Origin of the sequence: Candidatus Pantoea gossypiicola, from assembly GCF_008632075.1 — a bacterium.
GTDB lineage: Bacteria > Pseudomonadota > Gammaproteobacteria > Enterobacterales > Enterobacteriaceae > Pantoea > Pantoea gossypiicola.
On the sequence record NZ_VWVM01000021.1, the window covers coordinates 23,616 to 36,250 of the forward strand.

The 12,635-nt window shown below is 56.1% G+C and carries 13 protein-coding genes; 10 read left to right on the forward strand and 3 right to left on the reverse strand.

What is annotated here, in order from left to right; translation table 11 throughout:
* Window positions 1-35: 35 nt before the first annotated feature.
* The 4 genes from F3I20_RS20405 (at window position 36) to F3I20_RS20420 (ending at window position 2,975) form a co-directional block, all read left to right on the forward strand.
* Window positions 36-764 (forward strand): proteasome-type protease, encoded by a 729-nt coding sequence (locus F3I20_RS20405; RefSeq protein WP_150038435.1) that lies wholly within the window; start codon window positions 36-38, stop codon window positions 762-764.
* 113 nt (window positions 765-877) lie between these two features.
* Window positions 878-1,123 (forward strand): YmjA family protein, encoded by a 246-nt coding sequence (locus F3I20_RS20410; RefSeq protein ID WP_150015543.1) that lies wholly within the window; start codon window positions 878-880, stop codon window positions 1,121-1,123.
* A 193-nt stretch (window positions 1,124-1,316) separates the two neighbouring features.
* Window positions 1,317-1,805, forward strand: a complete 489-nt coding sequence (locus tag F3I20_RS20415; RefSeq protein ID WP_150015542.1) for a cold-shock protein — start codon at window positions 1,317-1,319, stop codon at window positions 1,803-1,805.
* A gap of 315 nt (window positions 1,806-2,120) precedes the next feature.
* Window positions 2,121-2,975 carry a PA4780 family RIO1-like protein kinase gene (locus F3I20_RS20420; protein ID WP_135907824.1) on the forward strand — a complete coding sequence of 285 codons (855 nt, stop codon included), beginning with the start codon at window positions 2,121-2,123 and terminating at the stop codon, window positions 2,973-2,975.
* Between the two features lie 56 nt (window positions 2,976-3,031).
* On the opposite strand, the gene mgtU is transcribed toward F3I20_RS20420, so the two are convergent.
* Together mgtU and mgtA are read right to left on the reverse strand one after the other, a co-directional pair.
* A complete protein-coding gene (gene mgtU, locus F3I20_RS24480) occupies window positions 3,032-3,118 on the reverse strand; it encodes a magnesium transporter protection protein MgtU (protein WP_368668636.1) in 87 nt (28 codons plus the stop codon).
* Between the two features lie 10 nt (window positions 3,119-3,128).
* Window positions 3,129-5,831 (reverse strand): magnesium-translocating P-type ATPase, encoded by a 2,703-nt coding sequence (gene mgtA / locus F3I20_RS20425; protein WP_150038437.1) that lies wholly within the window; start codon window positions 5,829-5,831, stop codon window positions 3,129-3,131.
* A gap of 658 nt (window positions 5,832-6,489) precedes the next feature.
* Here mgtA and F3I20_RS20430 point away from each other — a divergent pair.
* From F3I20_RS20430 to speG, 6 genes are all read left to right on the forward strand, one after another.
* Entirely contained in the window at window positions 6,490-8,058 is a 1,569-nt protein-coding gene (locus F3I20_RS20430) for an ABC transporter substrate-binding protein (protein ID WP_150038439.1), read from the forward strand.
* Window positions 8,058-9,110, forward strand: coding sequence for an ABC transporter permease (locus F3I20_RS20435; RefSeq protein WP_150038441.1), 1,053 nt, complete (start codon window positions 8,058-8,060; stop codon window positions 9,108-9,110). The genes F3I20_RS20430 and F3I20_RS20435 overlap by 1 nt, the downstream gene beginning before the upstream one ends.
* Window positions 9,107-9,964 carry an ABC transporter permease gene (locus tag F3I20_RS20440; RefSeq protein ID WP_033733571.1) on the forward strand — a complete coding sequence of 286 codons (858 nt, stop codon included), beginning with the start codon at window positions 9,107-9,109 and terminating at the stop codon, window positions 9,962-9,964. The genes F3I20_RS20435 and F3I20_RS20440 overlap by 4 nt, the downstream gene beginning before the upstream one ends.
* The gene (locus tag F3I20_RS20445; protein WP_150038443.1) at window positions 9,954-10,790 is read left to right on the forward strand and encodes an ABC transporter ATP-binding protein; all 837 of its coding nucleotides are present in this window, start codon (window positions 9,954-9,956) and stop codon (window positions 10,788-10,790) included. Before F3I20_RS20440 ends, F3I20_RS20445 begins: the two co-directional genes overlap by 11 nt.
* Entirely contained in the window at window positions 10,777-11,454 is a 678-nt protein-coding gene (locus F3I20_RS20450; RefSeq protein ID WP_150015537.1) for an ABC transporter ATP-binding protein, read from the forward strand. Before F3I20_RS20445 ends, F3I20_RS20450 begins: the two co-directional genes overlap by 14 nt.
* A gap of 212 nt (window positions 11,455-11,666) precedes the next feature.
* Complete coding sequence (speG, locus tag F3I20_RS20455) at window positions 11,667-12,212, forward strand: spermidine N1-acetyltransferase (RefSeq protein WP_003850356.1); 546 nt, start codon at window positions 11,667-11,669, stop codon at window positions 12,210-12,212.
* Here speG and F3I20_RS20460 read toward each other — a convergent pair whose 3' ends face one another.
* A complete protein-coding gene (locus tag F3I20_RS20460; RefSeq protein ID WP_150019622.1) occupies window positions 12,213-12,632 on the reverse strand; it encodes a hypothetical protein in 420 nt (139 codons plus the stop codon). It lies immediately after the preceding gene.
* Between the last annotated feature and the right edge of the window lie 3 nt (window positions 12,633-12,635).

Consider the following 12,635-nt stretch of genomic DNA (forward strand, 5'->3'; position numbering starts at 1 on the left):
ATGGCGTGCAAATCTTTTTTTGAGGGGAGTGTGGTATGACCTATTGTGTGGCCATGCGCCTGTCATCCGGGCTGGTCTTTGCATCCGATTCACGTACCAATGCTGGCGTGGATCATATTTCCACCTTCCGTAAACTGCACGTGTTTCATCAGGACGGCGATCGTACGCTGGTGCTTCAGACTGCCGGTAATCTGGCGACCACGCAAAGTATTATCAGTCTGCTGCGACACCGCAGCAGGAATGCCGACTGCCCCAATCTGCTGAATGCCTCAAGCCTCTACGACGCCGCATCTCTGGTCGGCGAGACGGTTCGTGAGGTGATCCAGCGGGACAGTGAGGCGCAACAGAATGGCAGTACAACAGACTTCAGTTGCAATCTGCTGCTCGGCGGGCAAATCAATGGGGATGAGATGGGTCTGTTCCATATTTACCCACAGGGTAATTTCATCGAAGCCACCCGCGATACGCCCTATTTCCAGATTGGTGAAAGCAAGTATGGCAAACCGATTATTGACCGGGTGCTGCACTACGACATGTCTCTGGAGCAGGCGATGCAATGCGCGCTGATTTCACTGGATTCGACCCTGCGCAGCAATCTGTCCGTTGGTCTTCCGCTCGACGTGATGATCTACCCGTGTGATAGCTTCAGCGATGCCCGGCAATACCGCATTACCGAAGACCATCCGTACTTCAGTACTATCCGTAAAGGCTGGGGAGAGGGATTAGTCAACACCTTCAGACAGCTTCCGCCGCTGGTTCTCTAGTCAGAACCGGGTATCCTGTTCCCCTTTACAGCCCCAACCCAAACACGAAATAATACCGCCACAAGCCGGGTCAGAATCCGGTCGCTACTTACTCTCAACTCTGCGGACCCCTTATGAATAACGAAATTTCTCTCAAATATTATGATGTCGCAGATGAGTACGCGACGGAGGCGGCTAAGCCGGTCAGCGAAGCAGAGCGTACTCCGCTGGCGCATTACTTTCAGTTGCTGATCACCCGTCTGATGAATAACGAAGAGATCAGTGAAGAGTCGCAGCAGGATATGGCGCGCGAAGCGGGTATCGATGAGCAGCGTATTGATGATATCGCCGGGTTCCTGAACCGCTGGGGCAACGAGTAAGAGATACGCACCGGCAGACGAGCATTGCGCCGTCCGCCGGTTAACCGTTCTGACTACCGCATTAATCTCCGCGTCGGGCATTCGCCCCGCCTCTTGCCCGGCTGTAAATTATCATCCAGACTTATATAGTCTGCGCAGGCATTGTGTTTTACACTGCGCGCTGTAAAAAACTGAGTAGATTAAGCAGGCAAAAATGGCGATGAACGGAACGATCACAACCTGGTTTGAAGACAAAGGTTTTGGCTTTATCAAAGATGAAAACGGTGATAACCGCTATTTTCATGTGATTAAAGTCGCCAATCCTGATCTGATTAAGAAAGATGCGGCGGTGACATTCGAACCCACCACCAACAACAAAGGCTTGTCCGCCTATGCGGTGAAAGTCGCGCCAACCAGCAAATATATCTATATCGCAGGTGAGCGGCTGAAGATCACTTCGATTAAGTCTTATCTGGTCTATAACGAAGAGGTCCCTGTTGATGCTGGTGTCGATAAAGAGAACGCGGTGTTGTCAGTCGGTCTGTTGCTGAATAATATCCGTCCGAAGTCTGACCCGAACGCCAGTAAGATGCGCTCGCTGAAAAAGCTGGCGGTGACCACTTTCCAGGGAACGACGCTGATCTTCTCCGAAGATGAGATCGACATTGAAAGCACGGTTAAAGTGCTTAAAGGCCTGAAGTAATCCCGCAGGCAGGCCGGGATTCTGTGAGCAGGATTTCGGCCTTATGCCCATATCCACCTGCTATTCAGGCACATCTCGCTGACATAATGTTGCACTGTGCCGTAAGAAAGCGAATCTCTGGCAGATAAAACCGCCCTGCTCTCCCCCCTAATCCCTTGTTTATGATAAAACAAAGGTCAAAAGCGCAACGCATTAAGGTTCATCCCCACAAAACAACTTTCCAGGGTAGAATCGGATACTTTGTTCAGTCATTGCCAATGTTTTCCATCATCGCAAATTGATACGAAAAGCGGGTGAAATAAGGTATAAAGCCGCATGAAAATCCCAAACAGAATCCAGCCCCTGGTCGATGACGGCCTCATTGACGATGTGCTGCAGCGGCTGAAAAGCGGCAAAGAAGCAGACGTCTATACCGTGCTTTGCAGCGGTAAAGTGCAGTGCGCCAAAGTCTATAAAGAAGCGACCCAGCGCAGCTTTAAGCAGGCGGTTCAGTATCAGGAAGGCCGGAAAACCCGCAACAGCCGTAACGCCCGCGCCATGCAAAAAGGCACGAAGTTTGGCCGTAAGCAGCAGGAGGAGTCCTGGCAGACCGCCGAAGTCGACGCCCTGTTTCGCCTGGCTAATGCCGGTGTTCGCGTGCCCCAGCCTTACCTCTGCATTGACGGTGTATTATTGATGGAGCTGGTGACCGACGCCAATGGCTCTGTCGCGCCGCGCCTCAGCGACGTCACGCTCTCCGAAGAGGAGGCGATTACCGACTTCCACACCATGATCCGCAACATCGTGCGCATGCTCTGTGCCGGTATCGTCCATGGTGACTTATCCGAGTTCAACGTGCTGCTGGACGATCAGGGACCGGTGATTATTGACCTGCCACAGGCGGTCGATGCAGCAGCCAATAACCATGCTGAGTCGATGTTCGAACGTGACGTAGACAACATCACTTCCTACTACGGTCAGTTCGCTCCGGCGCTGCTGAAGACGCGCTATGCCAAAGAGATCTGGCAACTTTATGAAGATGGCAAGCTGACCCCGGAAACACCGCTGACCGGACAGTTTGTTGAAGAGGAGCGCGTGGTGGATATGGATTCGCTGATGGATGAGATCATCACCGCAGAAGATGAATACTACGAACGCCAGCGCGCCAGCCGTGAGCGCGACGAAGATTAGAAAAAAGGCAGCGAGTTGCCTCGCTGCCTCTGTACTAACGCACTATTACAATGCCCTCATCGTACGACGACCGTCAGCGCAATCAGAGTTAAGCCGATGATCATCACGCCGACAAATACCGTATCGAGCCTGCCTTTTTTCATCTTCGCCTCCCTAGAACCACTGACCAAACCGACGGATATAGAAACGTTTCATGCCCTGCGCCACCAGGCAGTAGCTGAGCAGCGTCAGCACCAGCCAGGGGAAATATTGCCATGGCAGTGGCACCAGACCGACCATCGCACCCAGCGGTGAGAATGGAATCAGGATGCCCAGCGCCATCACTGCCAGCGTGGTCAGCATGACCGGTAAGGTGGCACGACTCTGGATAAACGGAATCTTCCGCGTACGCAGCATATGTACCACCAGCGTCTGTGACAGCAGTCCCTCAATAAACCAGCCAGACTGGAACAGCGACTGCACGCCTGCATGGTTAGCGCCGAAAACGAACCACATCAGCGCAAAAGTGGTGACGTCAAAAATTGATGAAGTCGGACCCATCCACAGCATGAAGCGTTTAATGTTGCCGGCATCCCATTTACGCGGCTTATTCAAAAACTCGCGGTCAACCTTGTCCCATGGCAGCGCCAGCTGGGAAACGTCATACATCAGGTTTTGAATCAGCAGATGAATCGACAGCATCGGCAGAAACGGAATAAAGGCACTGGCCACCAGCAGCGAGAACACATTGCCGAAGTTGGAGCTGGCGGTCATGTTCAGATACTTGATGATGTTGCCAAAGGTCTCGCGTCCTTTGAGTACACCCTCATTCAGCACCTGCAGATCTTTCTCCAGCAGGATGATGTCAGATGAGGCTTTCGCCACATCCGCCGCACTGTCTACGGAGATCCCTGTGTCTGCCGCGCGCAGTGCAGGCGCGTCATTGATACCATCGCCGAGGAATCCGACGGTGTGACCGTTCTGCTGCATCAGGCGCACCAGACGTGACTTCTGCAGCGGCGTCAGCTGGGCAAACAGGGTGCAGCGCTCTGCTTCCAGTGCCAGTTCATCGTCGCTCATCGCCTCAATCTGATCGCCAGTCAGCATAGCCGGATCGGTTAATCCAACATCGGCACAGACCCGCAGCGTCACCAGCGGATTGTCACCGGTCAGCACTTTCACCGTTACACCACTGTCGCGCAGGGCTTTAATGGCCTTGCCGGCACTGGCTTTCGGTGGATCGCGGAAGGTGAGCATGCCCTGGATAACCAGATCGCGCTCATCACTGTCGCTGAGCGGCGCGTGCAGCTCGCCATCACGGGTTGCCACCAGCAGCACGCGGTAACCCTGCTGATGATAGCGTTCGGTCTGCGCCAGCAGCGCCGCACGCTGTGCTGCATCCAGTGCAACGACCACATCCCCCTGACGCACAGCAACGCTGACTGCCAGCATCTCTTCTACTGCACCTTTACAGATCAGTTGCGAGCGATGCTGAGTCAGATCTTCCACCAGCACCGACACCCGACGGCGGGTAAAATCAAACGGCAGCTCATCAACCAGCTGATACTGACTACGCTGACTCTGTGAAATGACCTTATCACCCGCGCAGAGCACGGCACGGTCCATCAGGTTTTTCGCACCACTCTGACTGCCGCTGTTGAGCCAGGCCAGCAGCAGGACCTGCTCATCTTCACTGCCCCGTGCATCCAGATGATGCGCCAGCAGGATCGTGTCCTGGGTCAGCGTGCCGGTTTTATCGGTGCAGAGCACATCCATCGCGCCAAGGTTCTGAATGGCGTTGAGCTTTTTGACGATCACTTTGCGCCGTGACATCGCAATGGCACCCTTGGCCAGATTAGCGCTGACAATCATCGGCAGCATTTCCGGGGTCAGCCCGACTGCGACTGCGAGGGCAAACAGCGTGGCATCCATCCAGTCCCCTTTGGTGAAGCCATTAATCAGCAGCACTACCGGGACCATCACCAGCATAAAGCGGATCAGCAGCTTGCTGACGCTGTTCACGCCGCGGTCAAACGCGGTCTGCGGACGGCTTCCGGTCAGCGATGAGGCCAGTGAGCCAAACCAGGTTTCGCCACCAGTCGCGACGACGACGGCGCTGGCAGTGCCGCTGGCTACGCTGGTGCCCATCAGGCAAATGTTCGGTGACGCCAGCAGCTCCTGGGCAGTCTGCTCTTCAGCATCAAGACCCGCATCGCTGCTGTGTTTCTCAACCGGTAGTGACTCGCCAGTCAGCACCGCTTCACTGATAAACAGATTACGTGAACTCAGCAGGCGCACATCGGCGGGCACCTGATCGCCGGTGCTGAGCAGGATGATATCGCCCGGCACCAGCTCACTCATATCCACATCCTGGCGCTGCGCGGTGTCGCTGCCTGGCTCCCGCCGCAGCACGGTAACCTGGCTGCGAACCAGGGACTGCAGCGCCTGCGCGGCACGGTTGGTACGAAACTCCTGCCAGAAGCGCAGCAGCCCGCTCAGCATCACCATGGTGCAGATGATGATGACGCCGGAGAGATCGGTCTCCTGACCCGCGCGCAGCGGCAATATATAGTCGGTAAACAGGCTTACCAGCGCCAGGACCAGTAATACGTAGATAAACGGGTTATTAAACGCCATCAGCAGCTGAATCAGCGCCGGTGGTGCTTTCTCATGTGCCACTTCATTGCGGCCATACAAGGCCAGTCTTTTCGCCGCTTCAGCCTGAGTCAGACCCTGACGCTGACTGCGCAGGTTTGCCAGCGTCATCTCAACGTGCTGGCCTGCCTGCTGTGCGACAGCAAATATTTTTTTACTTTTTTTATCGTTACGGTTACCGGATGTGGTGATCGCAACCTGCTCCAGTTTCATGTCGCTCATTTCGACATCTCCCTGATTTAAAGCAATAGTTGTCCTGCACGCAAAATATGCGTGCATGGATAAAACCTGGCGTGGCCGGGTTATTTAATAAGGCGACCTTTTGGAATCATGACGCTAATCAATCTGCGCGCAAAATAATGACCCGCACAGGGTGACGTAACGCCTGTTAAGCGCTGCGTTTTAAAGGTCTGATATCGGCGTTCGGGCGCAGCCTGAGCTACGCCAGTCGGGGTGGAGGAAAAAGGGCTAATATAAACAGCAGCATAACGCGCACTCCTGTAGCTGACAGGATTAAAAACAAGGAGCGCGATCGTTAATTAAAGCGGGGATCGCTGCTCGCCGGTTGGCAAGCAGCAGAGAAAATTCAGCTTGCCAGAATTAAAATTAATCGAGGGTGACTGTCCAACTGAATTCTCCTGAAGTTATTTGCCGCTATTATAGAGAGAGGAAAATTGGGGTAAAGCGATTCAGGGATAAATAACCGCTTCGTTGAGGATTTGTTTCTGCTCAGGTTGCCGCTTCGGTAACAACATGGCGATCTTCTTATAACCACAACCGAACCCTTATAACCTTTTTGCATATGATTAGCCCATATTCGACTATTCTTCGCATCAGCCCTTTCGTAAACTCGCGTAACTTTCTAAGGCAAGGAAATTTCATGAAAACTATAATTCCATCACTGCTGGCGCTGACGCTGGCTGCCGCCTTCACAGCACAGGCCGCAACACCTAAAGATACGCTGGTGATTGCCCAATCTACTGACGACGCCGACAGCTTCGACCCGGCCAAAGGGTTCGAACTGACCAGCGTTCAGGCTTTTACTAACATCTATCAGCGTCTGGTTCAGTCTGACCCGCAGAATCCGGTGGACCTGAAACCCACTCTTGCCACCTCGTGGCAGCCCGGTAACGACAATCGCAGCCTGACCTTTGAACTGCGCAAAGATGCGAAATTCTCCACCGGTAACCCGCTGCGCCCGGAAGATGTGATCTTTTCGCTGGGCCGCGTGGTGAAATTGAACCTTGATCCCTCTTTCATCCTGACGCAGCTCGGCTGGACCAAAGATAACGTTGATGGCTTCCTGAAGAAGATCGACGACAATCACGTGCAAATCAGCTGGAGCGCCAACGTCAGCCCGACCTACGTGCTCAGCCTGCTCTCTGCCCCGGTCTCGTCAATTGTCGATGAAAAAACCGCGATGGCGAACGCGAAGAACGGCGATTTTGGTAACGCCTGGCTGGCAACCCACTCAGCGGGTAGTGGTCCGTACCAGATCCGTAAAGTGGTGATGCATCAGGTGGTGCTGCTCAGCGCCAACCCGACTTCACCAGCAGGCGCACCAAAAATGAAGAACATCCTGATCAAGAACGTACCGGAACCGGCAGCGCGTCGTCTGCTGCTGGAACAGGGTGATGCCGATATCGCCCGTAACCTGGGTGCCGATCAGATTGCTGCGCTAAACGGCAAACCTGGCGTGAAGACAGAAGCGATTCCAATGGCGTCGCTCTACTACATTCAGTTCAACATCGGCGCGAACGAGACGATGAAGAACCCGGCCTTCTGGGAAGCAGCACGCTACCTGTGGGATTACAAAGGTATTGCTAATGAGCTGCTGAAAGGTCAGTTCGACGTGCATCAGAGCTTCCTGCCTAAAGGCTTCTTAGGCGCAATCAACGACACGCCATACAGCTACGATCCGGAAAAAGCTAAAGCGATTCTGAAGAAAGCGGGCCTGAACAACGTCACCTTCAGGCTCTCCACCAGCAACCAGCCACCTTATCTGGATATCGCGCAGGCGCTGCAGGGCAGCTTCGCCAAAGCTGGCGTAAAAGTGGAAGTGGTGCCGGGCCTGAGCTCCGAAGTCTCAACCAACGTGAAAGCGCATAAATATGAAGCCACGCTGAACGCCTGGGGCTCCGACTACTTCGATCCTAACACCAACGCCGCTTCATTTGCTTACAACCCGGAAGATGGCAGCAAAACCATTGCTTTCCGTTCAGACTGGCACATTCCTGAACTCAATAAGCAGGTGATTGCGGCCACTGCGGAAAGCGATCCGAAGAAGCGCATCGCGCTGTATGAAGCGATGCAGCGTGAGGTGATGAAGACCTCTCCTTACGTGATTGGCATGCAGGCGAAGAACCTGATTGCCCTGCGCGACAACCTGAAAGGCTATGTGCAGGGCATCAACCCTGACATGGTGTATTACTCGCAGGTCACTAAGTAATGGCACAGTCTGTTCCTTCAGCCGGGTTCGCCCGGCTTTTTTGGCAGCGTGGCGGACGGCTGATCGGTAGCCTGTTGTCGCTGCTGGTCACACTGCTTGGTCTGCTCGCCTTCACCTTTATGCTGTCGCATCTCTCGCCGATTGATCCGGTACAGCAGATTGCTGGCGATCATGCCAGTGAAGCAACCTATCAACAGGTGCGTCACGACCTGGGTCTCGACCAGCCGGTGCTGATGCAGTTCTGGCGCTACATCGAACATCTGGCGCACGGCGATCTCGGTGTCTCCCGTCTGACCAATCAGTCGGTGAGCGGCGACCTGATGACCACCTTCCCCGCCACCATTGAGCTGGCGACCTGCGCGATGATCTTCGCAGTGGTGTTCGGCGTCACGCTGGCGCTGCTGGCCGCCTGGAAACCAGGCAGCTGGATTGATAATCTCGCCCGCTTTATCTCGCTGCTGGGCTACTCGGTGCCGGTGTTCTGGCTCGGCCTGCTGGGTCTGCTGCTCTTTTATGCGGTGCTGCACTGGTCCGCCGGACCGGGACGGCTGGATGATATCTGGGTTTATACCCTGGAGCCGAAGACCGGCTTTGTACTGATCGACAGCTGGCTGTCGGGTGAACCGGAGATGTTCCGTAATGCGATTGCGCACCTCTGGCTGCCGGTGGTGATCCTCGGCCTGCTGGCGATGGCGGGCATTACCCGTCTGCTGCGTGCGGCGCTGCTGGAAGAGAGCAGCAAAGAGTATGTGGTGCTGGCGCGTGCCAAAGGCGCGGGTCGGGTTCGCATCCTGCTGCGCCACATCTTCCCCAACGTGCTGGGCACGCTGGTCACAGTGATCGCCCTCTCTTACGCCACGCTGCTGGAAGGTTCGGTGCTGACCGAAACCGTCTTCGCCTGGCCGGGGGTGGGTCGCTACATGACCAATGCACTGTTCTCCGGCGATGTGCCGGCAATTCTGGGCTCCACCCTGTTGATCGGTAGCTGCTTTATTCTGATTAACGCCCTGGCGGATGTTTTAACCTGGTTAACCGATCCGAGAACCCGATGACGCAACAACTCTCTGAACTCGAAACGCTACGACCACGCCGTCGCCGTCAACGCGTGACCTCGTTAACCGTTGGGCTGACGCTGGTGGCGATTCTTATCCTGATGGCGCTGCTGGCACCGCTGATTGCGCCGTTCGACCCAAATATGCAGACCATGTCGAGCCGCCTGCTGGCACCGTCGGCGCAGCACTGGTTTGGCACCGACGGCTTTGGCCGCGATCTGCTGTCGCGCGTGATTTACGGCGCACGTCCTACGCTGCTGCTGGTGTCGCTGATTCTGGTGCTGACCATTCCGGCCGGGCTGCTCATCGGCATCACCGCCGGTTACGTCGGCGGCTGGACCGAACGCCTGCTGATGCGCATTACCGATATCTTCCTGTCACTGCCAAATCTGGTGATCGCGCTGGCGCTGGTGGCGATTCTCGGCCCAGGCCTGATGAACGGTGCGCTGGCGCTGGCGCTGACCAGCTGGCCGCCGTTTGCCCGTCAGGCGCGTGCAGAAACGCTGGCGCTGCGCCGCAGCGACTACCTTGCCGCCGCGCGGATGCAGGGTATTACGGGCTTTCGCCTGATGTTCGGTCATATCCTGCCGCTCTGTATGCCGACGGCGGTGGTTCGCGCCGCGTTAAGCCTGGGCGGGATTATCCTGGCTGCGGCCGGTCTTGGCTTCCTCGGCATGGGCGTTCAGCCGCCGACGGCGGAATGGGGTTCAATGGTCGCCGAAGGCAGTAAAGTGATCTTCGATCAGTGGTGGGTTGCCGCCGCACCGGGCGCGGCCATTCTGTTTGCCAGCCTGGCCTTTAATCTGACAGGCGATGGCCTGCGCGACCGACTGGATACCCGTCATGCAAAATAATCTGCTCCATGCCGAAGGGCTGACCATTCGCAGTGATGAAGCGTTGCTGGTCGATAACATCAGTTTTTCCGTGGGCCGCGAGCGTGTGGCGCTGGTGGGTGAGTCCGGTTCCGGCAAATCACTCACTGCCCGCAGCCTGATGGGTTTGCTCTCGCCCGCGCTTCATCTGCAGGCCAGCCAGCTTCAGGTCGCCGGTGAGAATGTGCTGACGCTGAGTGAGCGCCACTGGAACCAGCTGCGCGGTAACCGTGTGGCGATGGTGATGCAGGACCCAAAGTATGCCCTTAATCCGACGCGTACGATTGGCTGGCAGGTAGAAGAGCCGCTGATTCTGCATCGCCGTCTGAGTCGTGCCGAGCGTAAAGAGAAGGTGTGCGAGATGCTGGATGCGGTCGGCCTGCCCGATCCGCGACGTCTGATGCAGCACTATCCGCATCAGCTCTCTGGCGGTATGGGTCAGCGCGTGATGCTGGCGATGGCCCTGATCACCGATCCCGACTTTCTGATTGCCGATGAACCGACTTCTGCACTGGACCACGCTATGCGCGATCAGGTGCTGGCACTGATCCGTGGTCTGGTGGAAGCGCGCAATATGGGGCTGCTGCTGATCAGCCATGATTTGCAGCAGGTTTCGGAACATTGCGAACGGGTAATGGTGATGTACAAAGGCCGGTTGCTGGATACGCTGCCCGCCGCCGATCTGCCGCGCGCGACCCATCCCTATACCCGCACGCTCTGGGCCTGTCGTCCGGGCAAAGCGACTCACGGACAGGCTTTACCGGTGCTGGATCGCGCTGCGCTGGAGGCGAATTATGATCAAGCTTAAGGATTTAAGCGTCGCCCACAAGCAGGGTTATGACCTGCGCACCGTGGTGCACGAGGTCAGCCTGGAGGTTAACGCTGGCGAGTGTTTTGGTCTCGTTGGGCCTTCAGGCTGCGGCAAGTCGTCGCTGCTGTGGGTGCTGGCGGGTCTGAATCCACACTGGCAGGGCCAGATGCAGCTTGCCGGTCACGAGGTTCAGCCGGGCAAAGTCTTTACCGGCGCGCTGCGTCAGGAAGTGCAGATGGTGTTTCAGGATCCTTATGCCTCGCTGCATCCGCGTCACCGCCTGCGCCGCACGCTGGCGGAGCCGCTGAAGCTGCTGAAACGCGACAATATTAACGATCGTATCGATCAGGGCTTCCGTCACGTCGGACTCAATCCCGCGCTGGCAGATCGCTATCCGCATCAGCTCTCCGGCGGCCAGCGTCAGCGCGTCGCTATTGTGCGCGCCCTGCTGCTACAGCCGAAGATCCTGCTGCTGGATGAGCCGACGTCGGCACTGGATATGTCGGTACAGGCAGAGATCCTTAATCTGCTCAACGATCTGAAACGACAGGATGGCCTGACCATGGTGCTGGTCAGTCACGATCCCGACGTTATCGATCACATGTGCGATCGCGCAGTGCGCATGGCGCAGGGTCGCATCATCGAACAGATCTCTGCCTGAAATCAGGCCGGACGGCGTTAATCTGCCGTCCGGCGCTATTGCTTTCTTCCGCCAGTCTTAACACGTCTCTATACCCACCGTTAACTTCTCTTCTCCCATGCCAGAACGGCGCACTGTTCGCTGAAGCCAGCAACCCTATGCGACTGCGCAAATCGCAGCACCAGGCTGATGCGGTATACTCGCCGCAGTTTCTTTAAAAAAGGAGTCAGGTAATGACGGTAAAACTGCGTCCGCTGGAGCGGGAAGATCTGCACTTTGTCCATCAGCTGGATAACAACGCCAGCGTAATGCGATACTGGTTCGAGGAGCCTTATGAGGCGTTTGTGGAGCTGTCCGATCTCTACAACAAACACATTCACGATCAGACCGAACGCCGCTTTGTAGTGGAACATAGCGGGCAAAAAGCGGGATTAGTGGAACTGGTCGAAATTAACCATGTACACCGCCGCGCCGAGTTTCAGATCATCATCGATCCGGCCCATCAGGGCAAAGGGCTGGCCACGCAGGCGGCGAAACTGGCGATGGATTACGGCTTCTCGGTGCTGAATCTTTATAAGCTCTACCTGATTGTCGATCAGGAAAACGAAAAAGCGATCCACATCTACACCAAGCTCGGCTTCGAGATCGAAGGCGTGCTTAAGCATGAGTTTTTCATTAACGGAGAGTACCGCAACACCATCCGCATGTGCATTTTCCAGCATCAGTATCTGGAACGCCATAAAACGCCAGGCGGAATGGTGAAGCCAACCGCGCAGTAATCAGCCGCGCGCGCCAACCGGGTTCATGAAGGGACGCGGATGGTCCGGCTTGAGGTCGTACATGCCGCCATAGAAAGGATCGACCAGCAGCCAGCCAGGAAATCCGCCCAGCGGAATGTTCCCCAGCAAATACCAGAGGTTAGCGCGTGCTTCAATAGGCACCGTGACCGGCACGTAGCCCGGACTTTCCAGCATCAGCAGGTAGTGCTTTTTGCCAAAGTAGCGACCGGTCGATTTAGCCAGTTCAACGGTCTGCGGCGTGAAACCCTGCGCCACCGCATAGCCACGTTCATCCTGCACGGTAAAGCGCGCGCCCTGCGGAAGAGAGTCAATGCGCACCATCTGGGTTTCAGTGCCGACAATGGTGGCACAGCCGCTAAGCAGCAGCGCGGCGGCCAGAGCCAGAATTCGCTGTTTCATGAA

Excerpts from the sequence above, each read along its gene's own strand:
- F3I20_RS20405 (WP_150038435.1), top strand. The coding sequence starts at position 36 with ATGACCTATTGTGTGGCCATGCGCCTGTCATCCGGGCTGGTCTTTGCA.
- F3I20_RS20410 (WP_150015543.1), top strand. The coding sequence starts at position 878 with ATGAATAACGAAATTTCTCTCAAATATTATGATGTCGCAGATGAGTAC.
- F3I20_RS20415 (WP_150015542.1), top strand. The coding sequence starts at position 1,317 with ATGGCGATGAACGGAACGATCACAACCTGGTTTGAAGACAAAGGTTTT.
- F3I20_RS20420 (WP_135907824.1), top strand. The coding sequence starts at position 2,121 with ATGAAAATCCCAAACAGAATCCAGCCCCTGGTCGATGACGGCCTCATT.
- mgtU (WP_368668636.1), bottom strand. The coding sequence starts at position 3,118 with ATGAAAAAAGGCAGGCTCGATACGGTATTTGTCGGCGTGATGATCATC.
- mgtA (WP_150038437.1), bottom strand. The coding sequence starts at position 5,831 with ATGAGCGACATGAAACTGGAGCAGGTTGCGATCACCACATCCGGTAAC.
- F3I20_RS20430 (WP_150038439.1), top strand. The coding sequence starts at position 6,490 with ATGAAAACTATAATTCCATCACTGCTGGCGCTGACGCTGGCTGCCGCC.
- F3I20_RS20435 (WP_150038441.1), top strand. The coding sequence starts at position 8,058 with ATGGCACAGTCTGTTCCTTCAGCCGGGTTCGCCCGGCTTTTTTGGCAG.
- F3I20_RS20440 (WP_033733571.1), top strand. The coding sequence starts at position 9,107 with ATGACGCAACAACTCTCTGAACTCGAAACGCTACGACCACGCCGTCGC.
- F3I20_RS20445 (WP_150038443.1), top strand. The coding sequence starts at position 9,954 with ATGCAAAATAATCTGCTCCATGCCGAAGGGCTGACCATTCGCAGTGAT.
- F3I20_RS20450 (WP_150015537.1), top strand. The coding sequence starts at position 10,777 with ATGATCAAGCTTAAGGATTTAAGCGTCGCCCACAAGCAGGGTTATGAC.
- speG (WP_003850356.1), top strand. The coding sequence starts at position 11,667 with ATGACGGTAAAACTGCGTCCGCTGGAGCGGGAAGATCTGCACTTTGTC.
- F3I20_RS20460 (WP_150019622.1), bottom strand. The coding sequence starts at position 12,632 with ATGAAACAGCGAATTCTGGCTCTGGCCGCCGCGCTGCTGCTTAGCGGC.